General features: G+C 65.2%; 25 protein-coding genes. 12 read left to right on the forward strand and 13 right to left on the reverse strand.

The annotated features are described in order from the left end of the window. Positions 1-11: 11 nt before the first annotated feature. From DFR67_RS11905 to DFR67_RS11930, 6 genes are read right to left on the reverse strand one after another with little or no spacing between them, the layout of a single operon-like run. Positions 12-1,085 (reverse strand): NAD(P)H-dependent amine dehydrogenase family protein, encoded by a 1,074-nt coding sequence (locus DFR67_RS11905; protein WP_110469737.1) that lies wholly within the window; start codon positions 1,083-1,085, stop codon positions 12-14. Between the two features lie 58 nt (positions 1,086-1,143). After that, positions 1,144-1,884, reverse strand: a complete 741-nt coding sequence (locus tag DFR67_RS11910; protein ID WP_110469738.1) for a glucose 1-dehydrogenase — start codon at positions 1,882-1,884, stop codon at positions 1,144-1,146. Positions 1,885-1,925: 41 nt separating this feature from the next. Then, complete coding sequence (locus DFR67_RS11915) at positions 1,926-3,287, reverse strand: diacylglycerol/lipid kinase family protein (protein ID WP_245937897.1); 1,362 nt, start codon at positions 3,285-3,287, stop codon at positions 1,926-1,928. 30 nt (positions 3,288-3,317) lie between these two features. Continuing rightward, the gene (locus DFR67_RS11920) at positions 3,318-3,650 is read right to left on the reverse strand and encodes an amphi-Trp domain-containing protein (RefSeq protein ID WP_110469740.1); all 333 of its coding nucleotides are present in this window, start codon (positions 3,648-3,650) and stop codon (positions 3,318-3,320) included. Positions 3,651-3,702: 52 nt separating this feature from the next. Then, entirely contained in the window at positions 3,703-3,930 is a 228-nt protein-coding gene (locus tag DFR67_RS11925; protein WP_110469741.1) for a hypothetical protein, read from the reverse strand. Between the two features lies 1 nt (position 3,931). After that, entirely contained in the window at positions 3,932-4,375 is a 444-nt protein-coding gene (locus tag DFR67_RS11930; protein ID WP_110469742.1) for a DUF6325 family protein, read from the reverse strand. Positions 4,376-4,678: 303 nt separating this feature from the next. Here DFR67_RS11930 and DFR67_RS11935 point away from each other — a divergent pair, with 303 nt between their 5' ends. Beyond that, on the forward strand, positions 4,679-7,240 hold the full coding sequence (locus tag DFR67_RS11935; RefSeq protein WP_158539953.1) for a winged helix-turn-helix domain-containing protein: 2,562 nt from the start codon (positions 4,679-4,681) through the stop codon (positions 7,238-7,240). A gap of 9 nt (positions 7,241-7,249) precedes the next feature. On the opposite strand, the gene DFR67_RS11940 is transcribed toward DFR67_RS11935, so the two are convergent. Beyond that, the gene (locus DFR67_RS11940) at positions 7,250-8,656 is read right to left on the reverse strand and encodes a DUF2252 domain-containing protein (RefSeq protein WP_425451269.1); all 1,407 of its coding nucleotides are present in this window, start codon (positions 8,654-8,656) and stop codon (positions 7,250-7,252) included. A 149-nt stretch (positions 8,657-8,805) separates the two neighbouring features. Between DFR67_RS11940 and DFR67_RS11945 the strand changes: the two genes are divergently transcribed. Continuing rightward, complete coding sequence (locus DFR67_RS11945; RefSeq protein WP_110469745.1) at positions 8,806-9,714, forward strand: aldo/keto reductase; 909 nt, start codon at positions 8,806-8,808, stop codon at positions 9,712-9,714. A 160-nt stretch (positions 9,715-9,874) separates the two neighbouring features. On the opposite strand, the gene DFR67_RS11950 is transcribed toward DFR67_RS11945, so the two are convergent. Then, on the reverse strand, positions 9,875-10,828 hold the full coding sequence (locus tag DFR67_RS11950; protein ID WP_110469746.1) for an esterase/lipase family protein: 954 nt from the start codon (positions 10,826-10,828) through the stop codon (positions 9,875-9,877). 151 nt (positions 10,829-10,979) lie between these two features. On the opposite strand from DFR67_RS11950, the gene DFR67_RS11955 reads away from it, so the two are divergent. Both DFR67_RS11955 and DFR67_RS11960 read left to right on the forward strand, forming a co-directional pair. After that, a complete protein-coding gene (locus tag DFR67_RS11955) occupies positions 10,980-11,543 on the forward strand; it encodes a dihydrofolate reductase family protein (RefSeq protein WP_110469747.1) in 564 nt (187 codons plus the stop codon). A 78-nt stretch (positions 11,544-11,621) separates the two neighbouring features. After that, positions 11,622-12,236 (forward strand): class I SAM-dependent methyltransferase, encoded by a 615-nt coding sequence (locus DFR67_RS11960; RefSeq protein WP_110469874.1) that lies wholly within the window; start codon positions 11,622-11,624, stop codon positions 12,234-12,236. 30 nt (positions 12,237-12,266) lie between these two features. On the opposite strand, the gene DFR67_RS11965 is transcribed toward DFR67_RS11960, so the two are convergent. Then, positions 12,267-12,890: a TetR family transcriptional regulator gene (locus DFR67_RS11965; RefSeq protein ID WP_110469748.1), complete on the reverse strand. Its 624-nt coding sequence runs from the start codon at positions 12,888-12,890 to the stop codon at positions 12,267-12,269. A gap of 128 nt (positions 12,891-13,018) precedes the next feature. Here DFR67_RS11965 and DFR67_RS11970 point away from each other — a divergent pair, with 128 nt between their 5' ends. Then, a complete protein-coding gene (locus DFR67_RS11970) occupies positions 13,019-14,470 on the forward strand; it encodes an MDR family MFS transporter (protein WP_110469875.1) in 1,452 nt (483 codons plus the stop codon). Positions 14,471-14,542: 72 nt separating this feature from the next. On the opposite strand, the gene DFR67_RS11975 is transcribed toward DFR67_RS11970, so the two are convergent. Together DFR67_RS11975 and DFR67_RS11980 are read right to left on the reverse strand one after the other, a co-directional pair. Further along, positions 14,543-15,220, reverse strand: coding sequence for an IF2 family translation initiation factor (locus DFR67_RS11975; RefSeq protein WP_110469749.1), 678 nt, complete (start codon positions 15,218-15,220; stop codon positions 14,543-14,545). Between the two features lie 26 nt (positions 15,221-15,246). Continuing rightward, positions 15,247-15,804: a CsbD family protein gene (locus DFR67_RS11980; protein WP_110469750.1), complete on the reverse strand. Its 558-nt coding sequence runs from the start codon at positions 15,802-15,804 to the stop codon at positions 15,247-15,249. Positions 15,805-16,031: 227 nt separating this feature from the next. On the opposite strand from DFR67_RS11980, the gene betT reads away from it, so the two are divergent. The 3 genes from betT to DFR67_RS11995 are packed head-to-tail and all read left to right on the forward strand — an operon-like array spanning position 16,032 to position 21,246. Further along, a complete protein-coding gene (gene betT, locus DFR67_RS11985; RefSeq protein ID WP_110469751.1) occupies positions 16,032-18,170 on the forward strand; it encodes a choline BCCT transporter BetT in 2,139 nt (712 codons plus the stop codon). Next, complete coding sequence (locus DFR67_RS11990) at positions 18,167-19,675, forward strand: aldehyde dehydrogenase family protein (protein WP_110469752.1); 1,509 nt, start codon at positions 18,167-18,169, stop codon at positions 19,673-19,675. The genes betT and DFR67_RS11990 overlap by 4 nt, the downstream gene beginning before the upstream one ends. Continuing rightward, positions 19,672-21,246: a GMC family oxidoreductase gene (locus DFR67_RS11995; protein WP_110469753.1), complete on the forward strand. Its 1,575-nt coding sequence runs from the start codon at positions 19,672-19,674 to the stop codon at positions 21,244-21,246. The genes DFR67_RS11990 and DFR67_RS11995 overlap by 4 nt, the downstream gene beginning before the upstream one ends. On the opposite strand, the gene DFR67_RS12000 is transcribed toward DFR67_RS11995, so the two are convergent. Further along, positions 21,243-22,409, reverse strand: a complete 1,167-nt coding sequence (locus DFR67_RS12000; protein WP_110469754.1) for an alpha/beta fold hydrolase — start codon at positions 22,407-22,409, stop codon at positions 21,243-21,245. The two genes, DFR67_RS11995 and DFR67_RS12000, sit on opposite strands and share 4 nt — an antisense overlap. A gap of 59 nt (positions 22,410-22,468) precedes the next feature. On the opposite strand from DFR67_RS12000, the gene DFR67_RS12005 reads away from it, so the two are divergent. Beyond that, positions 22,469-23,404 (forward strand): formylglycine-generating enzyme family protein, encoded by a 936-nt coding sequence (locus DFR67_RS12005; RefSeq protein ID WP_110469755.1) that lies wholly within the window; start codon positions 22,469-22,471, stop codon positions 23,402-23,404. A gap of 27 nt (positions 23,405-23,431) precedes the next feature. On the opposite strand, the gene DFR67_RS12010 is transcribed toward DFR67_RS12005, so the two are convergent. Beyond that, positions 23,432-24,103 (reverse strand): hypothetical protein, encoded by a 672-nt coding sequence (locus tag DFR67_RS12010; RefSeq protein ID WP_146240431.1) that lies wholly within the window; start codon positions 24,101-24,103, stop codon positions 23,432-23,434. 32 nt (positions 24,104-24,135) lie between these two features. Between DFR67_RS12010 and DFR67_RS12015 the strand changes: the two genes are divergently transcribed. From DFR67_RS12015 to DFR67_RS12025, 3 genes are read left to right on the forward strand one after another with little or no spacing between them, the layout of a single operon-like run. Continuing rightward, positions 24,136-24,510, forward strand: coding sequence for a TraR/DksA family transcriptional regulator (locus DFR67_RS12015; RefSeq protein WP_110469757.1), 375 nt, complete (start codon positions 24,136-24,138; stop codon positions 24,508-24,510). A gap of 43 nt (positions 24,511-24,553) precedes the next feature. Then, positions 24,554-24,901 (forward strand): hypothetical protein, encoded by a 348-nt coding sequence (locus DFR67_RS12020; RefSeq protein ID WP_110469876.1) that lies wholly within the window; start codon positions 24,554-24,556, stop codon positions 24,899-24,901. A 59-nt stretch (positions 24,902-24,960) separates the two neighbouring features. Continuing rightward, complete coding sequence (locus DFR67_RS12025) at positions 24,961-25,395, forward strand: hypothetical protein (protein ID WP_110469758.1); 435 nt, start codon at positions 24,961-24,963, stop codon at positions 25,393-25,395. Positions 25,396-25,457 lie beyond the last annotated feature (62 nt).

Consider the following 25,457-nt stretch of genomic DNA (forward strand, 5'->3'; position numbering starts at 1 on the left):
CCGGGCCGGGATCAGCCGACGTACAAGCCTTTCCCGGTGACAAGGGGCAGATCCAGGGTGGTGCGGATCCCAGGCGGCGCGGCAATGACTGCCGGGATGGCGTTGACGATACGACCGGCGGCGGCCACGATCGCGGCGTGATTGTGGTCGCCTTTGACGCTGGTCGGGCAGATGTCCACGGCGTAGTTCGGTTCGCCGATGATCTCGACGCGATACGAACCCCCTTCTTGCGCCGGGCGGGCCCAGTCGGGACGGAGGTCGTCACGCAGACGGGTGACGTGTTCGACGACAATCACCGAGTGTCCGTTGACCTTTCCGTGGATCTCGAAGCGCATGGCTGCCACAGTGCCCTTTTCGATCCTCCCGACTGCGACGTCGAAAGCCTCGGGTGCGGGCTCCAATTCGAAGTTCTCGGTGATCTCATCGACCTCGATGCCGAGTCCTGCAGCAAGCTGCCGAATCGTGGTGCCCCAGGTGAATCCGAGGATGCCGGGCTGGAAGAGGATCGGCAGCTCGTCCAGGGGTTTGCCGAATCCCATGACGTCGAACATCACGACCGCGCCGTCGTAGGTGGCGTAGTCGGCGATCTCCATGACCCGGATCTGCTCGATCCGCTGGCACGTGCCCGCCAGCGCGAGGGGGATCAGGTCATTGGCGAACCCGGGGTCGACACCGGTGATGAAGATGCTGGCGTCACCGTGCGCGGCCGATGCCTGAACCCGGTCGATGTTTTTGTCGGGCAGCAGTTGCCATGGATACTGCAGGATGACAGGTGCAGAGCCGACGACATCCACACCTGCCTCCAGGATCTTTTGACAATCCCGCAGCGCGTCGCCCGTCCGGATGTCGCCCATGGCGCAATACACAACGCACTCTGGCTTCGTCGCGAGTACGGCATCGATATCGCCGACCGCGGTGATGCCGGTGACCGCATCGACGCCGGCCAGTTCGCCGGCATCCTTGCCCACCTTGGATTCCGTGGAGACGCCCACCGCGGTCAGTTCGTAGTCCGCACTCTCGATGAGTTGGGTCAGCGCCAGGCGACCGACGTTGCCGGTGCCGATGAGGGCGACGCGGATCGCCATGAGTGTCTCCTCAGAAGTGTTGTTCAGCAGGTGAAGTGGACTGGTCGTCGCCGGTCCGTCACATGGATTTATGTGGGACGTCCGTGACCAGACCGCCGTCGACGACGAACTCTGTTCCGGTCGCATACGACGATTCATCGCTGGCGAGGAAGAGGACGAAGGTGGATACCTCGCTGGACTGTCCTGGCCGGCCCAAGGGAATCGTCACGAGATCGTCGGGGAACTTCTCGGTCATCGGCGTGCGAATCAGGCCGGGGTGCAGGGAATTGACGCGGATGTTGTGGGGCGCCAACTCCAGGGCCACCGACTTCGCCAACCCGCGCACAGCCCACTTCGTGGCGACATAGCCATGCGCCCAGGGTGCTCCGCGCAGCCCCTCGATGGATGAGACGTTGATGATCGACCCTCCGCCGGCCGCGATCATCGGATCGGTCGACGCTTGGATGCCGAAGAAGGTGCCGGTGAGGTTGACGTCGATGATCTTCTGCCACTTGTCGTGTTTGAACTGCTGGATCGAGCTGCCGTTGGCGATACCGGCGTTGTTGACGAGGACGTTCAGCGACCCGAAATCGTTGACGGCGACCCCGACTGCGGCCTGCCACTGGTCGAACTGCGACACGTCGAGGTGGACATATCGCGCCGACTCTCCGAGTTCGTCGGCAAGCGCTTGTCCCTTTTCGTCGAGGATGTCGCCGATCACGACCTTCGCGCCTTCGGCGACCAGGAGTCGGGCGTGCGAAGCCCCCATCCCCTGAGCGCCGCCGCTGATGATTGCCACTTTTCCGTCCACGCGTCCCATGGCAGGCACGCTACCTCGCCGGCCAGACATGTGTCCAGACCCTAGTTTTGTCGAGTGTCCATCTCTGTCTGACGCTGTGCAGGACGGCGGGGGAGTGCCAACTCACGCAGCCGCACCCAGTCCATGTGCAGAGGTGGTTTGCGAAGTCCCCGACGGGTGCGGGGTACCCGCACCCGCAGAGCGCCTGGCGCGATGGTGCACACCACCGGGACCCGGACCATGAGCGCTTCGCCGTCGACGCCGACAGGGATCTCGTCGGTGTCCGCGTCGATGATCACCTCGTGGGTGGCGTTCTGCGTGAGCCCACTCTGGCGGGTCCGACGCAGCAGACCGAGCGCCTCCCTGGCCGACGAGACCGATATCGTCACCACCCCGAGGAGGCCGGCGTCCAGACGTGCCCGACGTCCGAGGCCTGCCAAATCGTGGGTCTCGTACAGCCCGTTGCTGACCAAGACCGCCTGTGGGTTGTCGATTGTCAGATTCCCCGATCGAACGCGCAAGCCCGCGCCGCGGTGGTCACCGATCAGATCGGGAAGCATGCGTAAGACGGTGCCACGCTTGTCATCCCGGTACTCGGGACTCTGTACCACCTCCGCGTAGGCACCGAACGAGGCGTTGTTGACGAATGTGCGCCCGCCGATGTTCCCTAGATCGATCCGCAGCTCTATGCCGTCCACGAGAGCATCGAGACAGGTGGCCGGATCGTCGAGGTCGAGTCCCAGGTCCGAAGCGAAGTGGTTGCGCGTCCCCGCGCTGATCACCAGGTAGGGCAGGTCATGCTCGGCGGCTATGCCCGCGACGAGCGCCTGCGTTCCGTCGCCGCCGGCCACCCCGAGCAGGTCGGCACCGCGAGCGACGGCGTCCCGGGTCAGGGCGGCGACGTCGACGATGCCGGGGCCCTCGAGCAGTGCGACCTCCGCACCGAGAGCCTCGGCCTTCTCCTTCAATCCGAACCGGCCGACCTTTTCGCCGCCGGAGCGGGGGTTCATCACGAGAAACGCCTGTCGTGGGGCCGCCATGGTCTGCTCGGGCGCCTTCGCCGTGTGCGGCGCGACACGAAGCGCTCCACGCGCGCACAGGACTGAGGCGACCGCGAGAGCCGCCGCCACCAGCACCACCCACAACAGATTCGCGCTGATGAGCAAAACGAGGAACGCGAGCGGGGCGAGGATCAGCAGCGCCAACGACACCCATCGCGTTGCTCCGCGACTGGTGAGAAACCAGAACAGCGCCGCGGTGGCGATGACCACCGTGCCCACAGCCGAGATCAGCAGCGTCAGTGTGTGCAGGCCGGCGAAGACCACCAGAACGGTGATGGCCACCGCCGGCAGGACGAATGCGGCCCGCGCCAGCAGGCGGCGACCCGGAGTTCCCGGTCGACGCCCTACAGGGTCCCTCGACATGTCGTCGTGTGTCATCAACGCAGCAGCGAGTTACTTGGAGGCGGCCTTTCGGGGTCGCCGAGTCGCCGCCTTCTTCGGGGCTGCGGTCGGCTCTGCCGCCGGTTCCTCGGCCCCACCGCTGTGTGCGGTTGCCGAAGCACCATCGCGCCAGCTGATCTCGATCTCGATCTCCGTTTCATCGCCGTCGACCTCGATCTCGAGTTCGAACTCGACGCGGTCCGCCACCTCCACGGTGATCGAATCGCCACCGGAGCCCAGCTCTACTTCGGACCCGCTCGCGAGCGCTTTGCCGAGGGCGATCAGCCTCTCGGACACCTGCTTGCGGGTGAGTTCTGAGGTTCTTTTGATCTCCAGCTTCGGCACGGTTGCTCCTGATGTCGTAGGGGGTGAAGGTGAGGGGCTGCAGTCGAGCCCTTCACCGCCCGCCGCCCGAATCGGTGTCGGTGGGCGGAGCTTTCGGGGCACCAGGGGGTGCGGCTTTCGGGGCACCGGGCGATGCGGAATCGGGCGTCGCGGTTCGCGGGCTCTGGCGGCGCTCTATTGCCTTGGCGATCACCGAGGCGTCGTCGTCCTGGACTCTGCGCCGGATGACGGGATGGCCGATCACGGCGCGACGGTTGATCCTTCCTGCGCGCATGGGCATGTCAGGTTCCGGACTGCTGGTCGGCCGCGATGGTCGCGATGAGCGCGCGGGTGGGGATCCGGCCCTGGGCGACGATCGACGCTCCGATGTCGGTTGCAGTTGCCGAGATGGGGGCGATACCGGTGTTCTCCCACACGATCACTCCCGCGGCGAAGCCGGGTTTGATCGCCCGAGCCAGGTTGCGGATGTCTTCGGCCGCCAGGATCTCGGCCAATGCGCCGTTCAGAGAGGAAAGTGTCCCTTTGCCGAATTCTTCGAACTCAGATACTTCGATGTCTCCGTCGGCTGTCTTCACCATCACCAGCAGGTCGAGTACCCGGATGATCTCGCGGTCTACGAGACTTATGAGGGTATCGGTCATGGACGGCGTGAAACTGTCGACGCCGGAGGGGAATTCGACGACAACATAGTCGACGGGTCCCAGTTCGGTGCTCTGGTTCGCCATGTGATCTCCACAAAGTTGTCCGCCGCGGATGTACGTACCGGAAGCGACGCTCCTCGAGCCTCACCTGCAAACCATCGTGTAAGTGAAGCCCCATCTTGTCGTCACCCGATCCGAATGAGGTGTGCTGACGCGTAACTGAACCTATGATCAAACGGTGTTCCCCTCCCGCGTCGGACGGTCGTCGGGAGCTGACCAGCAAGGGGGGGTCAAGAAATGGCCGACCAATCCAGCGCGGCGTTTCGGCTGCGCACCTCACGAGCGTCCATTCCCCCAGGGTTCGTGCAGCGGCCTCGATTGTGTTCCATGTTGGACAGGGGGGTTCACAAACCGCTCACGGTGGTCAGTGCCGGACCCGGATACGGAAAAACGCTGGCTGTGTCGGCATGGATCAAACGCGGCACCCTCCCCGGACCGGTCGCCTGGCTGACTGCCGACCATTCCTACGACGTCCGGGGGTTGTGGACAGACCTGCTCGGTGCGCTGCGCACCGCGGACGTACTCCCAGCGACCAACCCACTCATGGAGATCCTGCCCGGGCCCAAGTTCGGCGATCCGGAACTGGACCGCATCATCGATGCCCTGGCCTCCTTGCCCGGACCCGTCGTACTGGTCGTCGACGACTTTCACAACATCACCGATGGCGTCGCCCTGGGCACCATCGAGCGTCTCGTCGGCAGCCACATCCCACAGTTACGGCTCGTACTCATCGGACGCACCGAACCCGCATTGCACCTGTCGCGGTTGCGGCTTGCCGGCGACGTCACCGAGATCGGAACTCACCAACTCGTCTACACCACAGCCGAGGCCCGCGATGTGTGCGCTCTCGGCGGGTTCCCGCTCGCCGCGGAGGAACTGACCCGGTTGTGGAGGCGAACTCAGGGCTGGCCCGCCGGCCTGCGGCTGGCTCTGATGAGCGTGGCCGACTCCGAGGTGCCGACCGTCGATCACTTCACCGGCAACAACCGCAGGGTTGCGGAGTATCTCCTGGAAGAGATCCTTGATCGGTTGTCTCCTCGGGACCGGTTGTTCCTTCTCGCCACCTCCGTGGTCGACCAGATGACTGCGGATCTGGCACGCGCATTGTCGGGGCGCACCGACAGCGGGGCGCTCCTCGAAGATCTGGTGGAGCGCAATGCCCTGACTCTCAAGTTGTCCGACCGTCCAGGGTGGTACCGGTACCACCCTCTGCTCCGTGAACTGTTGCAGGACAGGCTCGCTGCCGAGGACCCGGACAGCGTGCCGGAGCTGCACCGGCTCGCTGCGGACTGGTACGCGCGCGTCAACGAACCCATCGTCGCCCTTCGTCACTATTCCTGTGCACACCGTTGGGCAACGGTGGCAAAGCTTCTCGGAGAGGTGGCGCTGCCCCAGATCCTCACGTCGCAGGCAACGGCGCTGGTTTCAGCGCTGTCGACGGTGTACGAAGAGAACGCCCGACAGGCGACCATCGATACGCTCGTCGTGGCCGTGGTGTGTGATTATCAGCGCCACGACTTCGAAGCGCTGCGCAGGCGCGCAGACGATGCGGACAAGCTGCTGCCCGACGAACCGGAAGTACCGCTGGTCTACCGAGTGATCATTGCGCTCGCGCGGATGGTGCACGCCCGTGCCGGTGCACCCGGCAACCTGGTCGAGGCGTCGACCGCACTGCTGAACCTGGTCGAAAGTGTTTCTCAGCAGACGGTTCCGGCAGCGGCCGCCTACACGCTCATTGCGCTCAACAACCGGGCAGCGGGGCTGGTTCTGGAGGACAGGATCGTCGAGGCGCAGATCGAACTGACGGCGGTTCGAGCACAGGGAGCTCACGCCGGGATGAGTCTGCTCGAGTTGTCGGCGACGTCGTATCTCACGCTGATCGACGCCCTGTACGGAAACCTGGCGCAGGCGGCGGCCGACGCCTGCGGCGCGCTCGACCTCGCGGAGACGAAGGGATGGTCACGGGAACCGCAGCTGCTGGCGGCGTACGCCGCCAAGGCGCTGGTGTGCCTCGACCGCCATGACCTCGACGACGCTCAGGAGTGCATCGATGCGGGACTCATGGCGAGTACCCAGGGGTCCGACGTCGGCTGTCGACTGCTGTTGTCAATCGCGGCAGTGGGTGTCGCCAACGCCAGGGGTGACGGCGCCGCGGCACACGCAATGCTCAGCCGCCTCGACGTACTCACTCACATGGCGCAACCGCTGCCCGTGCTGCTCGCCGGCTGGATTCGCACGGCCCGCGCCGATGTATTGCTGGCTCAAGGAGATCCCCGCGGGGCATTGAGCATGGCCACCGAAACGCAGGGCGACGCCGGGTTCGCGGCCGGGCTGCAGCGCATCGTCCGGGCGAAGGCGCACCTGGCCTTGTCCGACCCGGCAGCTGCGCTCGACACGCTGCGGCCACCGGGTCGCTTCACCGGCTACCGAGCGCTCGCGGCCGAGGCGGCTGTCCTCGAAGCGGTCGCACGTGGACGGCTTCGGCAGGACTCGCTGGCCGCAGAGCGCATGCAGAACGCGGTGGAATTGGCGGAGCCGATCGGACTGAGGCGGCCGTTCTACTTCGAGGACGGCCAGATCGCGGTGCAGTTGAACCGATTCCGGCATCTGAATGACGACCGGAGCCCATTCGTCGCCGAACTCGTGCAGACCATGGGCGCCACAGACACGGAGTCGGCACCGCACACCGCAGTGGTGCAGGCACTCACCGACCGGGAGATGGCGGTGCTCAAATATCTGCCGACGATGCTGAAGTCGTCAGAAATCGCCGCCGACCTCTTCGTATCGGTGAACACCGTCAAAACCCATCAGCGATCGATCTACCGGAAGCTGGGTGTCTCCAACCGGCGCGAAGCCGTGGAATCGGCGCGCTACTGGGCGATGCTGTAGATCGTCGGATCAGGGAATGTCAGGCCACCCGCGTTCAGATGGGATGACCCCTTCTGCAACAGCTTTCGCCAGCTGGGCGTGATCCGCGGCATTCTGGTCGGCGTACGCGCTCGAGAAGTCGACCAGCGCGTCCTCCACCTTGTCGCTGTTGCCGAGATAGTCCGCGATCGCTGCTGAATCTCCGCTGCGTGCGTGCGCGCGTGCCAGCACATGGCCGCACGCGGCAGCGAAGCGTGGCAACACCGGAGCGACGCCCTCGCCCTTGGGAATCACCTTGCCGTCCCGGAACTGCCGAACATAGAAGTCGAGATCGAGGTCCAACTCCGCCCACTGGAACGACGTCCAGCCGACGAACATGTCGGTCGCACTCTGGATCAGATGCTGCCCCTGCACCACCCGGGCGCCGTGGTTGTCATACTTGCTCTTGCCGAGGAACTGCTCGTACACCGACGGCCCGGCCTGCTTGACCTGCAAGAACAACGGGTCGCCGCTGCGACGTTCTTCGAGGAGCGTCAAGAAGACCCGCATCCCGACGCTGCCCACGCCGACGACCTGTCGCACCGCGTCCACCGCGTCGTACCGGGTGAGGAGATTCTCGAGATGGTCGGGGACCGACTCGTGATACTTCGCGAGGACCACCCGCAGAATTTCCTCCGCGGCATCTCCGAGTCGATGAGTCCGGTACGGCGGATCCTCAGTGATCTGCCTGCGGCCTTCGACGGTGGTGAGCAGCTTCTTCGACACCCCGCGGCTGGTCCGCTTCTTGGCCCGACTCTCGATGAGAGCGTCCAGCTTCTCTTCGTTTTCCTTCTTGGCGTACTGAACCAGCTGTTCGATATCGATCTTGTCGTACCAGACGTCGATCTGCGGCATCTCGGAATATGCCTGCATGTGCTTGCGGTAATTGCGGTAGCCGGCTCGAACAGCCTCCTGCCCTGCTGATTCGGAGATGCCGTTGTCGCGTGCGAGCACGATCAGACTGGCGAGAAACCGTTTCAGGTCCCACTCGAAGGGACCGGGCAGCGTCTCGTCGAAGTCTCGCAGGTCGAAGATCAGGTGGCGTTCGGGAGAAGTCCACAGCCCGTAGTTCAAGACATGGGCATCACCGCACATCTGGACCATGATGCCGGTGTGGGGTGTGGACGCGAGATCGGCGGCCATCACGGCTGCCGCACCGCGGTAATACGTCCACGGGGAGTGACTCATCCTGCCGTGGCGGATCGGGAGCAGGTCTGGAGCCCGGATGTCGCTTTGCGCCAGGATGGTCTGCAGGGAGTCGTGTCCGCGCTTGGCAGGGTTCCACCGCCCGAGCTCGCGGCGCGGAACCAGCTTCCGAGACTCTCGCCCGGGGCTCGGATGCTCGGGGACGGGTGCGTCGATCACCTGTTGGTCTGGCCGTGCGTCGAGATCGGTCACCGGCACTCCTTTGTCGTGGTCCGCCCTGAAGCATTCTCCTCGATCTGGTGCTGAGCTTCATCCGTTCTGGGTGAGTCGGGGACGTGAGATTGCAGGGCTCGGAGCTTGCCGGAGACGTCGCGCGGTCCATGGCGCCTAGCGTGGAAGTCATGAGTATCCCGAATCTGACATTGAACAACGGCGTCGAGATCCCGAGCTTGGGCTTCGGCGTCTATCAAACGCCACCCGATGAGACCGCCGTCGCGGTCGAGACTGCCCTCGAGGCGGGCTACCGGCATATCGACACGGCCGCGGCCTACCTGAACGAGCGGGGTGTCGGCGACGCGATCAAGGGCTCCGGACTCGACCGCTCCGACATCTTCATCGAGACGAAGGTCTGGATCACCGACTTCGGCTACGACTCGACGCTCCACGCCTTCGACAAGGCCGCCGGCAAGCTAGGTGTCGAGCAGCTCGACCTGCTGATTTTGCACCAGGCGCTGCCCGGCGAGTTCGACCTCACCATCGACGCGTACAAGGCGCTGGAGAAGCTGCTCGCGGACGGCAAGGTCCGGGCTATCGGCGTCAGCAACTTCATGCCCGATCATCTGACTCGACTGTTCGACGCGACATCTGTGGTGCCGGCGATCAACCAGATCGAGGTCCACCCGTACTTCCGCCAATCCGAGCTTCTCGCATTCAACGACAAGCACGGAATCTTGTCGCAGGCCTGGGCGCCGATCGGTGGCATCACGTTCTACCGGGACGGCAAACACGGCTCGACCCTGGAGGATCCGGTGATCAAGGACATCGCCGCCGCGCACAATAAGAGCCCGGCGCAGGTGATGCTGCGCTGGCATCTACAGCAGGGCCGGCAGGTGATCCCCAAATCAGTGACCCCATCGCGGATCGTCGAGAACTTCGACGTCTTCGACTTCGAGCTGTCAGCCGACCAGCTCGCGTCGATCGACGCACTCGACACCGGTATCCGCGGCGGTCCAGAGCCTGAGGTCGTCACGCGCGAGAAATTCGGGCTCGACATCCCGGAAGCTCGACCGCTGAGCTTGATCGCGCCGTGAACCGTTGACAGCAAGAAAGACACTTTCGCTCACAGATCTTGGTCCCGCTCGCGTCACGGAGCGAGCGGGACCAAGTTTCGCGGGCGGGACGGTGTGCAACTGCACCGTTACCGGCCTACAACCGAAAAACCTCAGCTGCAGTCTCTGGCCGGGAGCTGACTCAGCCCACACCAGAGTTCGGTTCCACCACGGCGCACGGCGCCGATCGGGGACTGCTCGGATCGAGGGCCGTCAACACGAAAGCGGCCACGCGGCGGGTCGCGGCAAGACCGCGATGGGCGGTGTGGTCCATCGAGCATCCCTGCTGTACAACGATATTGGTGACATCGGTCCCAGTAGGCCCCGGTACCTGCCCGGATGAATACGGGATCACCAGCTCGTCGTACTCGGTCGAGATGTTGGTGTACCGCACGCCGGGCACGTAGGGACTACCGCCCGAATTGAGCTTCTCGATGAACGGCTCACCACTGACCGCTTGAGTGCACGCCGGGCAGAACGGGATGGACGGGACGTTCGGCAGTCCGAACTGCTCCTGCAATGCACCCAAGGTGTTCTCTCCGGAACCGGTGCCCTGCCACAGAGCGCCGAGCGACACCAGGTTCGCCACGGTGGCGTCGCCGCCGAGGAACTTGATGTAGTAACCCGACGTCAGGCTGCCCTGAGAGTGCGACACGATGTCGACCTTGTTCGCGCCGGTCGACGATCGGACCCGGTCGACAAACGATGACAGCTCAGCCGCACCGGATTCCAGCGGTGCGAGCGCGCCGATCGCGGACAATGGCCACGCCGCCCCGGGTATCGCGCCGTACGTCAGCGTGTAGACGCAGTAGCCCTCGTTCTTGAGCAGGGGACCATAGACGCCCCAGTTCACCTGCTGGCTCGCGAAGCCCCCGTGTACCAGCACCACCGGATGCGGATGGTTTGCGTTCGGTCGGCATGACCAGTCATTGGTGCCCGGCAACGACCCGTTCGGATCGGTCAACTCGGCGATGATCCCGGTGTTGAAGTCGTAACTGACCGGTAGCGGCGCGCCTGAGGCCGTGGCCGGCAGCAACGCCGCAAGACCGACCGTGGCCACCGCCGACAGCACTACAAGTCGAAGAAATCTGCGCATGTTTGCCCTCCCCCTGGGTGCGAAGATGCGGCAACGTTAACAACGGAACTGTCGATCGATTGTCTATTTCGGGAGAAGTCATTCGACGTATAGGTGACAGGCCGCGACCGCACTACGGTTGATGCGGCAACCAAGACATGGAGGACCAGTTATGCGCACCCTGATCGTCACCGCCTTCGTTTCTCTCGACGGCGTCATGGAAGCCCCCGGCGGGGAACCCGGATACCGCAATTCGGGGTGGACGTTCAAAGACGTCGAGTTCGATCCCGCCGCTTACGAGATCAAAGGCCGCGAACAAGAGGAGACCACTGCGCTACTGCTCGGTCGAACCTCGTACGAGGCGTTCGCTCCGATCTGGCCCACGATGGACGACTTCGCCGGATACAACGCAATGCCGAGGTATGTCGTCTCCACGACATTGCAGTCCGACGACGAGCGTTGGCCCGCAACCATTCTCCGCTCAGTCGACGACGTGGCGGCGCTGAAGGAGACCGAAGGCGGCCCGATCGCGGTGCACGGCAGCGCGACGCTGGGCCGCAGTCTCGCCGACGCCGGTCTGGTCGACCGATATCACCTTCTCGTCTTCCCGCTGCTGCTCGGTGCAGGCAAGCGGGTGTTCAGCGACGCCGACAAGGACGCCACCAAGCTGAACCTCGTCGAGTACGAGGCGTACGGCAACGGTATCCAGAAGCAGGTCTTCGACGTCGCGCGATGAGGCGACCTCGGGTCGGGAGTCGCGCGGCCGCCGCATACGGTGGAAGAGTCCGTCCCGTCCCGATCCGAGGAGCACCTGATGAGCGCGCGCACCCCCAGCCAATGGGAAGAGATCACCGCCGCTGATCCGGAACACTCGACCCGGTACGTCGAGCGCTTCCGGGACATGGCAGCCAAAGGCCAGGACATCGTCGGTGAGGCGCGATTGGTCGACGCGATGCTCAGTCGAGGTGGACGCGTCCTCGACGCCGGCTGCGGACCCGGCCGACTCGGCGGTCATCTGCATGAGGCCGGCCACGTGGTGGTCGGCGTCGACGTCGATCCGGTTTTGATCGCCGCCGCTGAGCAGGACTATCCCGGCCCCACCTGGCAAGTGGGTGATCTCGCCGAACTCGATCTGCCGGCCCGGGGAATCGCCGCCGGGTTCGAGGTCATCGTGTGTGCCGGGAACGTGATGGCTTTCGTCGCACCGTCCACCAGGCGGGCTGTGCTGGCGGGATTCGCCCGTCATCTGGCCCCGACCGGACGCGTGGTCGTCGGGTTCGGATCCGGACGCGGTTACGACTTCGGCGAGTTCTTCGACGATGCCACCAACAGTGGACTGTCGGTGGACCATCGGTTCTCCACCTGGGATCTGCGGCCGTTCACGAACAGCTCCGACTTCGTGGTCGCGGTGTTCTCGCGCGCAGGCTAGCTGTACTTGCCGGCGCCACCGGTAACGAGATCAGAGGTTACGGACGCGACCGCAGACGTCTTGGTAGATCGAAAGCAGATCAGCTCCAGACGATTCCGTGGTCGCGCGGCTGACCCACTCGTCGAACGCGAACCTCAGCGCGAGTTGGGCGACCTCGAGGATCAGCCGGACGTGCGAGCGGACCTCGATGCCGTACTCGCTCTCGACGAGTGCCGATAGGCGCTGCGAGTTGTCCGAACACCGGCCGACCACAGCAGTGCTCAAACTCGGATTTGCGCAGACGAGCTTCTGGATGCGGGCGATGGTGCGCGCGACTTCGCTCTGCTCGTCGCGAAAGCCCTCGATGACCGTGGTGAACGCGGCCTCGACATCGGCCAGCGAGAAGTTGGTGGGATCGGTGGTGACGACGCAGTCCCGCAGAGCCTCGTCGAAGCCGTGCATGTCGGCGAGCACCGACTCTTCCTTTGTGGTGAAGTATCGGAAGAACGTCCGCGCGGACACTCCCGCATCTCTGGCGATCTCATCCACTGTCGTCACCTCGAATCCCTGTCGCTCGAACAGGGTGATCGCTGCCTGCTGGATCTCGTGCAGCGTCCTGGTGCGTCGCCGGGCCCGCAGGTCGGTGGGGGCGTCGGGTGCTGACGTGGCTGGCATGCCACGAGAGTATCCGCTGGAACCACAATTTGGTCAGCTGGTGACAATGTGGCAGTCACTGCCACTTGGTATATGCTGCTGAAGTTCTTAACAGCAAACAGGGGGATGTGATCGTGACCGAGGATGCAATGGTCGAGACCAAGGCGGATGGCCCCGCCGGTCAGAAGGCCGCCAATCCCGTCTTGCTGATCGGCTTGCTGCTGATCGCGACGTTCGTCGTGATCCTCAACGAGACGATCCTCAGTGTCGCGCTGCCCACCCTGATGGTGGACCTCGACATCACCGCGTCAACAGCGCAGTGGCTGACCAGCGGATTCCTGCTGACCATGGCCATCATCATCCCGACCACGGGCTTCATCCTGCAGCGGTTCCACATGCGCACCGTGTACATCGCGGCGATGAGCGCGTTCACCGTCGGCACCCTGGTCGCAGCCCTCGCCCCCGGATTCGAGGTGCTGATGGTGGCCCGCGTGATCCAGGCCGGCGGCACGGCGCTGATGATCCCGTTGCTGATGACCACCATCTTGAACGTGGTCCCCGAGCACTCGCGTGGTCGGACGATGGGCCTGGTGTCCATCGTGATCTCGGTGGCACCCGCGATCGGTCCCACGGTGTCGGGACTGATCCTCGAGTCGTTCGACTGGCGTGCGATGTTCTGGATCGTGCTCCCGATCGCCGCGGCGGTGCTCGTACTCGGCGGACTGTTCGTCCGCAACGTCACCGAGCCCCGCAAGGCCCACCTCGACTTCATCTCGGTTCCGCTGTCGGCGCTCGGTTTCGGCGGATTGGTCTACGGGCTGAGCAGCATCGGTGAGTCGGCGGCCGGACACGCACCCGTCCCGCCGTGGGTCCCTCTGATCATCGGTGCGGTTGCGCTCGTCCTCTTCGTCATCCGGCAACAGCGCCTCGTCAGTCGCGGATTCGCACTGCTCGACCTGCGGACCTTCAAGGTCGCCTCGTTCCGGCTCGCGGTCGGGCTGATGGGTGGCCTCATGCTGACCCTGTTCGGCGCACTGATCCTGCTGCCGCTCTACCTACAGAACGTGCTCGACAAGAGTGTGCTCACCACCGGGCTGGTCCTCCTGCCGGGCGGTCTGGTCATGGGTCTGCTGGCACCCGGAGTCGGTGCCCTGTTCGACCGCTGGGGCGCGCGGCCGCTGGTACTGCCGGGCACCATCGCGATGAGTGCGGGAACATGGCTGCTGGCCACCCTGAACACCACGTCCTCGCTGTTCCACGTGATCGGCGCACACGTCATCCTCAGTGCGGGTATCGCTTTCGCCCTCACGCCGCTGATGACCTCGGCCCTGGGTTCGCTTCCGCCGGAGCTGTACTCGCATGGCAGTGCGACGGTCAGCACGGTGCAGCAGGTCGCGGGCGCCGCGGGCACCGCTCTGTTCATCACTCTGATGACCCGTGGGACCACCTCGTCGGCGAGCGATGGAACCGACGAGATCACCGCCTACTCCGACGGCACACACCTTGCATTCTTGGTCGCCGGAGTGCTGTCGGTGGTGCTGGTCCTGGCCGCGACCATGGTCAAGTCGACCAAGAAGTCCGGCGCCGACATCTCGCAGTAGCGCCAGAAGAGCAATGCCACACAAAAAGGGGCTGGGCCGAATCGGCCCAGCCCCTCATGTCGTGATCGTCGTTCAGGACTTGTCGGCGCGCTCGGCCTGACGCTTCTGCTTTTCCGCATCGGCGAGCTTCTCTACCCGATCGGCCTGCGCGCGGGTGGCGGCGGCATCACTGCGCTTGTCGTCGGCGTCCTTCTTCTTCGACGCTGCCGCGGCGGTCGCCTGATGCTCGGCGGCGCGGATCTTTGCCTGCTCGTCGCGTTTGGCGGCATCCACCGACTTCTTGCGCTGGGCAGCCACCTCGTCGGCGTTCTTCTTGGCGGCGGCGGTGCGTTCGGCAGCATCTTGCGCGGCCTGCTTCTTGCGCTGCTCCGCCGTGTCACGCGCCTCGGCGACCTCTTCTTCAGCGGTCTCCCGGGCGTTCTGCTGTTCCGCAACCGCCTTCTCACGCTTGGCCTTCAGCTCGGCGTCCGCGGCTTTCCGCTTGGCCGTCGCCTCGGCGTCGAGTTCGGCGGCCCGGGCAAGCGCATCGCTCCGGTCGGCCAGGGCCGAACCGCGCTCGGCCAACGCCGAATCACCGAGCACACCACCAATGGTGGCGTCGAGGGCACCCAGCGACCGCTCGTAGAAAAGCCGGGCGGGGGCCTCGGAATCCCACCGGGCCACCACTTTGTCCTCGATGACCTGGAGCGGAATACGGGCGATGCGGTACTGGAAACGTAGAACTGCGAACGGTAGTGCGGTCACACTCATCAATGGCTCCTGGTGCTGGTGGATGGTCAGGGTAGGTCGGCCTCGGCGGACAGGCGATCACTTTGTCGCCTGATCCGATCGGCCTCTGTCTGAGCGCTGGTCGCCTCGGCCGTCTTGTTGCGATGCTCGTCGGCGGCGTCGATGACCTCATGTGCGGCTTCGGCAACGTCGTCCCGCTCTTGCGCCTGGGCCAGGGTGATCTCGCGCTCGGCGTCGCGTTCGGCCTGCGACTTCTCGCGGGTGGCCTCCGCTGCTGCGGCCTGCTCGGCAGCGTGCTTCTGCGCGGTGTTGCGCGCGTCCACCGCGTTCTTCTCGCTCCCGGCCTCGACGCTGACCGCAGTGCGCTCCTGCGCACTTTCCAGCTTCGCCTCGTTTTCCTCGGCACGCGCCTGCGCTGCCTCGGCGTCTGCGACGGCCTCGACGCTGTTCGCCTTCTTGCGCTCGGCGGCCTGCGTCTGCTCGAGCTGCCCTTCGGCGGTGAGTGAATCGTTTCCGGTCACGGCCCCGGCGACTTCCTTCGCCTTGCCCTTGACCGAATCGATCAAACCCTTACGGGCCTGGTCAGCCTGGTTCTTTTCCGTCATGTTCGCTCCCTCTCGAGAAAAATTCTGTCAACTCGCGGTGAGTTCGCGGTTCTGATGCCCGGTGCAGTGGTTCCACCGGTAGAACGTGTTCAAACCCGGATGTGACGGGTGACTCCACCCCAACCCACCCGCCCCATGCGTCTGATGTCCGATTCGCGGGTGCTGTCCGCTGCTAATCTCTACCGCGTTGCGTTGCCACACGACTTCTTCAACCCCGAGGACATGCCATGGCCAGCACGACCGATGCCCGCGATCACGCCACCCCCGTCGCCTCCCCGCCTCCGAAGGTCGCCGTCAATTGGCCCGTCTTCATCGGATCGGGCGTCGGCATCCTCGGAATCATCATCTGGGCGCTGATCGACCAGGAAGGCGCCGACGAGGTCATCGGCACGGCCGTGTCCTGGGTGGCGACCAACCTCGGGTGGTTCTACATCCTGCTCGTCACCGTCGTTTTGGTGTTCGTGTTGTGGGCGGCGTTGTCTTCGGTCGGCCGCGTCAAACTCGGGCCCGACCACTCGAAGCCGGTGTACAACCTGTTCTCGTGGACAGCGATGTTGTTTGCGGCCGGTATCGGTATCGACCTCATGTTCTTCTCGGTGGCGGAACCGGTGACCCAGTACCTCGCGCCACCGGTCGGGGACGGTGAGACCGCGGAGGCCGCTCGCCAGGCATTGGCGTGGACGCTTTTTCACTACGGCATCATCGGGTGGGCGCTGTACGCACTGATGGGTATGGCGTTGGGATACTTCGCCTACCGGCACAACTCTCCGCTCAGCATCCGGTCTGCGCTCTACCCGATCTTCGGCAAACGTGTCGAGGGAGCCCTGGGCAACTTCGTCGACATCGCAGCGCTGCTCGGGGCGATCTTCGGCCTGGCGACAAGCCTGGGGATCGGGGTGGCGCAGCTCAACGTCGGACTCGATGAACTGTTCGGCATCGCACAGGGCAACCTCGCCCAGGCGGGGCTCATCGCGGTCGCCGTGGTCATCGCGACCCTGTCGGCGGTCTCCGGCCTCGACAAGGGTGTTCGCCGACTGTCCGAACTCAACGTGATCGCGGCCGTCGGGCTGATGCTGTTCATCCTGATCGCCGGCTCGACCGCATACCTCTTCGACGGCATCGTGCAGAACGTCGGTGATTTCGCGAGCCGGTTCCCCGGCATGACCCTCAACACCTTCGCCTACGACCGACCCGACGAATGGCTCTCGGCGTGGACCCTGTTCTTCTGGGCCTGGTGGATCGCCTGGGCCCCGTTCGTGGGGTTGTTCCTGGCCAGGATCTCGCGCGGACGCACCATCCGGCAGTTCGTGATGGGCACGTTGACGGTGCCGTTCCTGTTCATCCTGGTGTGGATCTCGATCTTCGGGAACAGTGCCATCGAGGTGGTCCGAGGGGGCAACGCCGAGTTCGGGGAATCGGCGATGTCCGCGCCGGAAGAGGCCTTCTACGGACTGCTCGACGAGTACCCGGCCGCGCCACTGCTGATCGTCATCGCCACCCTCACCGGGTTGCTTTTCTACGTCACCAGCGCAGATTCCGGTGCGCTGGTCATGTCCCATTTCTCATCGCGGATGACCGACAACGAGTCCGACGGACCCGCCTGGGTGCGGATCTTCTGGGCCGCCGCGACCGGCCTGCTCACGCTGGCGATGCTCATGATCGGTGGCATCACCACCCTGCAGAACGCCACCATCATCATGGGGATACCGTTCGCGCTGGTCCTGGTGTTCGTCATGCTCGGTCTGTTCAAAGCGCTTCAGGTGGAGCGCAATTGGGCCGCGTCGGCCCGGTTGTCGCTGCCGAAGGCGCTGTCCACCAGGGGATCCGGTGGTACCGCGCTGCACTGGCGGCAACGCATCGAACGCTCCGTTCGGTATCCGGACGTCGATGCGACCGAACGCTACGCCACCACGGTGGTGGGGCCGGCTCTGGCCGAGGTCGCCCAGGAACTCACCGCCGCCGGACGGAAGGCATCCGTCGGCGACCAGGTCGTCGATTCCTGCGGCATCCACGCGTACCACCTCGACGTCGTTTTCGACGGTGAGCGCCCGTTCCACTACCAGGTCTATCCCACCGAGCACCTGATCCCGCAGTACGGCCGGCTGCCGAGCAGCCCCGCGAAGTTCTTCCGGCTCGAGGTGTTCTCGGCGGACGGCAGCAACGGATTCGACGTCTTCGGATTCACCAAGGACCAGCTCATCAGCAACGTGCTGGACCACTATGAACGCCATCTGGAGTTCTTGCACCGTTCCGTAGGTGCCGATTCGACCGCGGTCGACGCCGAGCCTGTGCTCGACTGGTCGCAAGACTTCGAACCCATCCCCACCGAAGACGATGACGTGACAACACGGAAAGAGGACGCATGACTGCTCAGACCCTGTTCATCGACGGCACCTGGGTGGCGGCGGCAGACGGCGGCACCCGCGACATCGAATGCCCGGCCGATCGAACCCTGGTGGGAACGGTCAGCGAGGCCACCCGCGCAGACACCGAACGCGCCATCGCCGCGGCGCGCAGAGCCTTCGACGACGACCGGTGGTCTTCGGTGCCCGCACCCGACCGCGGCGCCTTCCTGCTGCGGGTGGCCGGTGCACTGCGCGAACGCAAAGCGGAGTTCGCACGTGCAGAATCCCTCGACACGGGCAAGCGGCTGGTGGAGTCGGAGATCGACATCGACGACATCACGGCGTGCTTCGAGTACTTCGGCCGTGCCGCCGCCCAGGACGCCGGGCGCCTGGTGGATGCGGGCAGTAACGACGTCATCAGCCGCATCCAGCACGAACCGGTGGGTGTCTGCGGCATGATCACGCCGTGGAACTATCCACTGCTGCAAGCCGCGTGGAAGATGGCGCCCGCGCTGGCCGCCGGATGTTCGTTCATCCTCAAGCCCGCCGAACTGACACCGCACACCGCGATCCTGATGATGGAGGTCTTCGACGACCTCGGACTGCCCGCCGGGGTGGCGAATCTCGTGACCGGTACCGGTCCCGAAGCCGGGGCGCCGCTTTCAGAACACCGCGACGTCGACATGGTCTCGTTCACCGGGGGACTGGTCACCGGAAAGGTGATCGCCGCGGCGGCAGCCGCGACCGTGAAGAAGGTGGCTCTCGAACTGGGTGGCAAGAACCCCAATGTCATCTTCGCTGACGCCGACTTCGACGCAGCGGTCGACAACGCCCTCAACGGAGCCTTCGTGCACTCCGGCCAGGTGTGCTCGGCAGGGGCACGAATCGTGGTGCAGGACTCCATCGCCGAGAAGTTCACCGATGCCCTGGTCGCGAGAGCCGAACAGATCCGCCTCGGCGGACCGTTCGACGCCAACGCCGAGACCGGCCCGCTGATCTCGGCGGCCCACCGCGACAAGGTGGACGCCTACATCCAGAAAGGCGTCGCCGAAGGCGCCCGGTTGCGGTGCGGCGGCACGAACGGCACCGGAATGTCCGGGGACTCCGACCTCGACGCCGGCTACTACTACAAGCCGACGATCCTCGATCAGGTCCGCCGCGGGATGTCGGTGGTGATCGACGAAGCGTTCGGCCCGGTGGTCACCATCGAGACGTTCACCGACGAAGCCGACGCCATCGCGATCGCGAACGACACCGACTACGGTCTCGCCGGGGCGGTCTGGAGCCAGGACGCAGGCAAAGCGCAACGAGTGGCGAATCGTTTGCGGCACGGCACGATCTGGATCAACGACTACCACCCGTACCTGCCGCAGGCCGAGTGGGGCGGCTTCGGGCACTCCGGCGTCGGTCGCGAACTCGGACCCACCGGCCTCGACGAGTACCGCGAGGCCAAACACGTCTACCAGAACATCGCGCCGGCGGTCACGGGCTGGTTCGACGACAACTCTCAGGAGAACAACCGATGAGCACCGAGCAGACGTTCGACTACGTGGTGATCGGCGGCGGCTCCGCGGGGTGCGCTGTAGCGGCGAGGCTCTCGGAGGATCCCTCGATCAGCGTGGCGCTGATCGAGGCCGGGCCGGACGACCGCGACATCCCCGAGGTCCTGCAACTCGATCGCTGGATGGAGCTCCTCGAATCCGGTTACGACTGGGACTACGTCGTCGAGCCGCAGGAGAACGGCAACTCGTTCCTGCGTCATGCGCGGGCCAAGGTGATGGGCGGATGCTCGTCGCACAACTCGTGTATCGCGTTCTGGCCGCCCGCCGAGGACATCGATGACTGGGAAGCGGTCCACGGCGCGACGGGCTGGAACCGAGAAACGGCCTGGCCGCTGCTCAAGCGTCTGGAGACCAACTCCGACGCCGGTCCTGCTCATCCGCACCACGGCGACGATGGCCCGGTGCACCTCATGACCGTCCCGCCCGCCGACCCCTGCGGTGTGGCCCTGCTGGAGGCCTGCGCGCAGACCGGCTTGCCCACCACCGAGTTCAACACGGGTACCACGGTTGTACAGGGCGCCAACTTCTTCCAGATCAACAGGCGCGCCGACGGGACCCGGTCCTCGTCTTCGGTTTCCTATATCCATCCGATCGCCGATCGCCCGAACTTCACGCTGCTCACCGGACTCCGGGCCAAGAAGTTGATCTTCGATGAACGACGCTGTGTCGGCGTCGAGGTCGTGGACGGACAGTTCGGCCGCACGCACGCCGTCCGCGCGACTGCGGAGGTGGTGCTCTCGGCGGGCGCCGTCGATTCCCCGAAGTTGCTGATGCTCTCGGGGATCGGGCCCGCAGATCATCTGCAGGATATCGGGATCGAGGTACTCGTCGACTCGCCCGGTGTCGGGTCGCATCTGCAGGACCACCCCGAGGGTGTCATCTCGTGGGAAGCGAAGCAGCCCATGACCGAGACCTCCACCCAGTGGTGGGAGATCGGGATCTTCGACACCATCGACGCCGGGCGCGATCGCCCGGACCTGATGATGCACTACGGGTCGGTGCCCTTCGACATGCACACGGTGCGGCAGGGCTATCCGACCTCGGAGAACGTCTTCGTGCTCACCCCCAACGTCACGCACGCGCGATCCCGCGGGACGATCCGACTGCGGTCCAGGGATTTTCGGGACAAGCCGCTCGTCGATCCGAAATACTTCACCGACCCGGAGGGCTACGACATGCGCATCATGATCGCCGGGATCCGGCGAGCGCGGGAGATCGTGGCGCAACCGGCGATGGCCGAATGGGCAGGCGTGGAACTCTTCCCCGGCAGCGACGTGCAATCCGACGAGGATCTCGCCGAGTACATCAGGCTCACCCACAACACCGTCTATCACGTCGCGGGTAGCGTGCGGATGGGTGCGAGCGATGACGACCAGTCGCCGCTGGACCCCGAACTCCGGGTCAAGGGCGTCGACGGGCTGCGCGTCGCCGACGCCTCGGTGTTTCCCGAGCACACCACCGTCAACCCGAACATCACGGTCATGATGGTCGGCGAGCGGTGCGCCGATCTGATCAAGGCGGCGCGGGCTCGCTAGGGCGTTCCGCGGTCACGTCCGGCGGCGGCGTCGGCAACCGCCGAATCACCGTCTCGCAGTTCGAGTTGGGTGAGGAAGGGGTCGATCGAGTCCTCGATCGCCTGGTTGTACCGCACCGGCTGCTGCATCGGATTGGCGTGACCCGTCCCGGCCATACGGACCACCAGAAGTCGGCCGCCGGGGCCGCCCGTGTGCTCGAAGAGCGCCTGCTGGCTGTAGTCGACGTCCACCACCGGATCGGCTGAGCCGACTGTCGGCCGGAGGAAGACGAACGCCGGCCCATCGTCGCCCTTGGTCAGGGTCTCGAGGTCGTCCTGGGCGCCTGAGGCGACGATCGCCCGGAACTGTGACTCGATCAGACCATTGCTGGCGGTGTTCGTCGACAGAATTTTCTTGTTCAGTACCTCGTCGACGACGCGCTCCAGTTCGCCGACGTCGACGAAACGGTTGCGGCCCGACGACGGAAAGAGGTAGCGGTCCTTGCGCGCGACGGTCTCCACCAGCAAGCGCAGCGATCGACTCTCGCGGGCTCCGGGAAGCCAACCCATCCAGCGCAACATGTCCTCCCCGGCGTCGCGGCTCTTCGCGCGGACGGCATGCAGATTGATCGGGGTGCAGTCGAGGACGACGGCCTGCAACTGGAGGTCGGTGTCCTCGGCGATGTGGTCGGCGACCTCGAGTGCGATGATCCCGCCCATGCTGTGACCGGCCAGCACGATCCGGTCGACTCTCTTTCGCCGGGCGTGTTCGGCGATGATCCTGCTGATGACCGCGGTGTCGAGACCGGAATTGTCGTACTGCACCGCCCACACCTGACCTATCCCGGTGAACGCGGGCAGTGCGGTGGCGGTGGCGCTCGCATCGAGATTGCCCAGACCGACGAGATCGACGACGGCGGTGTCCTGATCGAGCGGATCCTGGGCGTCGTAGATGTGGTGCACCTGTGGTCGCGTCGAGGCCAGCCGGGCCCGCTCGGGGGCGACGTCATACACCCAATACTGGGTGCACACGATCACCACCGCGAGCACCGCGAATCCGAGCTGCACGAGCAGGCGGCGAGATCTGGAACCTGCGCCGTGACGGGTTTCGGCCAGACGCTTCTTGCGGCGGTCATCGTCCCAATCGGTGACCGGCCGCTGAACGGGGCGCAGGTCGGAAGCCATTGCCCTCCAGTCTAGGCGCCTGCGGAGGGGGCCTGCGCGCTGCGAATACAGTGGCCGACATGACAGATGGTTGCTGTTCTCCGAGCCGCGGCCCGGCCGAAGACGAACCCGCCGCTGCGGTGCCCGGGCGCGCGCATCGGGCGGTGGCCGATTCACTGATCACCGTGCCGGCACTGACGTTCCGGATGGGTGATGATTCGGCGTGGGCCTACCCCGCGGATGGGGAGGGGCCGGTGCACGAGGTGTCGCTGCCGGCGTTTCGGCTCGACAGTCATGCGGTGACCAACGCCCGTTTCGCCGAGTTCGTCGCAGCTACCGGCTGGCGTACCGACGCGGAGAAGTACGAGTGGTCATTCGTGTTCGGCGGCCTGCTACCTGCCGACTTCCCGGCCACCCGCGGGGTCGAGGGCACCCCGTGGTGGCGGCAGGTATTCGGTGCGGCGTGGAATCATCCGGAGGGACCGCAGTCCGATATCGACGGACGAGCCGATCATCCGGTTGTGCATGTCTCGTGGAACGATGCCCGCGCGTTCTGCGCCTGGTCCGGCACCCGGTTGCCGACCGAAGCCGAGTGGGAGGCCGCTGCGCGGGGCGGGTTGAGCGGCAGTCCATTTCCGTGGGGCGACGAACTCGAACCCTCGGCGGCGCACCGGATGAACGTCTTCCAGGGCGTGTTTCCCGGCGAGAACACCGGGGCCGATGGCCATCTCGGCACCGCCCCCGTCGACGCGTATGAGCCGAATGGGTACGGGCTGTACAACATGACCGGCAATGTGTGGGAGTGGTGTGCGGACTGGCGTGACCCCGGGTACTACGCCCATTCACCCGCCGTGGGGCCGACCGGACCATCCACCGGATCCGAACGCGTTCAGCGCGGCGGTTCCTACCTGTGCCATGCGTCGTATTGCCGGCGCTACCGGGTGTCGGCCCGAATCGGCAGTGCACCCGATAGTTCCTCCGGCAACGTCGGATTCCGGGTCGCTGCCGACGTCTGACCCGCGCGGAACGTCGGTGGGCCGTACTCAGTGGGTGAGGACGACCTTGACGACGGTGATGACCGCCGCTACGGCCGCCACCCCGACCCCGGATGCGATTGTGCGCCACGACACCTTGCTCGACTGCAATCGCTCGACCACGAGTCCGAGGAACCCGATTCGGACGATGATGATGGCAGCCGCGCACAGTTGGGCGCCGGGTGGATCGAACAGGGCGATCACCTCGAACGACCCGATCACCAGGATGATGAACGGCAGTGTGCCCGAGGTGATGATGGGCAGCGCGTCTCGGAGGGCCGCCGGCACGTCCATCTTCGATGGCTCCGGGCCTTCCGTCTCGCCCGGTCGCCGGGCCGTGATCCCATGGGACAACCATTCGGCGAAGACGTGCGCGAAGAACGTCGACACCGTGGTCCCCAGCACGAGCCACGCCGCCTGTCGCTCCTCGACCGCGTGCGTTTCGGAGACCACCACCACCGACAGAACGAGGATGTTGCCGTACGCAAACGCCGACACCCTGCGCGCGGCGCGTTCCGGCGACAACAGCCTTCCACCCTCTCGCCTGGTCAGGGCGGTCAAGAATCCGGGTTCTCTCACGATCTCTGGTCCCTTGTCGTTCGAGTGTTCCGGCGGCGGCCATGGTGGACTCGCCCTGGTGAATGCCGACTCATCGTACAAAGCCTGCGTCGATGCGGGCACCTTTTCTCCCTGGGTATCCGTATCATCGCGGCATGGATCCCGGCGCCGCCAGCGAAGCACTCTCCGCCGAGCGCGCCGCTGCCTCGGAGTTGATCGAGACGATGTCGGTGCGGCTGCGGTCGGTGGTCGAGGCCGGGGCAGGGGAGAGCTCTGACGACGAGCACGATCCGGAAGGATCGACCCTGGCATTCGAGCGCGGTCAACTGGTCGCACAGATCGAGAGATCGAAGGCGTTGGTACTCGACATCGATGCCGCACTGGTCCGCGTCGATCGCGGAACCTACGGCATCTGTGAACGGTGCGGCAACGACATCGCCGACGCTCGGTTGGAGGCTCTTCCCGCGGCGCGGTTGTGCATCACCTGCGCTTCGTCGGCAGACTCGTCGCGCCGCTGGGGGATACGCTGAGACCGGCGTTGCGCCGGGCCAATCATTCGTGAAGACGGGGATCATGAACACATTTCAGAAGTTCGCAGCTGTGGTGAACACAGGTGTCGGAGTCATCGCGCGTATTCCGGTGCTCGACAAGATCATCGGCAAGACGATCGCCACCATCACCTACACCGGCCGCAAGTCGGGCAAGACCTTCTCCATTCCGGTCGCATACAAGCGTTCCGGGGACGAGGTGATCATCGGGGTGGCGATGGCAGACAAGAAGACCTGGTGGCGCAACTTCTCCGGCGACGGTGCTCCGATCTCGATCGAGCTCGACGGCGTCGAGCGCGCGGGCCACGGCGTCAGTCGCCGCAATGACCAAGGCCAGGTGTCGGTGAAGGTGACACTGACCCCGTTGGTTTGAGGAAACTCTTACCCCCCAGGTAATCGCTGACCCCAGGGTCGGCGGTGCAGCCTGGTCTCATGGACGACAGAGTGCACAAGATCGAACAAGTCCCCGGCCAACCCGCGATGCTGCGACACGCTTTCGCCGCCGCAGCCGCCGGGCGCATCGCGTGGGGTGTGGCCGCCTTGGTGTCGCCGGGTGCAAACCTGCGCGCCGCCGGGGTCTCGGAGTTGCAGACGCCGGAGGTTGCCTATCTGACGAGGGTCTTCGGAGCCCGTGCACTGGCCATCGGAGTCGGCTACCTCACCGGAGGTCCACCGGCACGGGCTCAGTGGCAGCGACTCGGTGCACTGGTCGATTCTCTCGACACGGTCAGCGGGCTCAATGCGCTGCGGACCATTGACGATGCACCACGTCGACGCGCGGCCGCGCTGCTGGTGGCGATCACCGGCGCCTATGCGGCACTCGGGATTGCCGGTTCGGTCCACGGGTTGGTGTCCGAACGCCCCTGAAAACTGACATATAGGCGGGCTCCGAGGGAGATCTACCCTCGGAGCCAAGCTATTTGCCGGTT

This window comes from Williamsia limnetica, from assembly GCF_003217475.1.
GTDB classification, from domain to species: domain Bacteria; phylum Actinomycetota; class Actinomycetes; order Mycobacteriales; family Mycobacteriaceae; genus Williamsia; species Williamsia limnetica.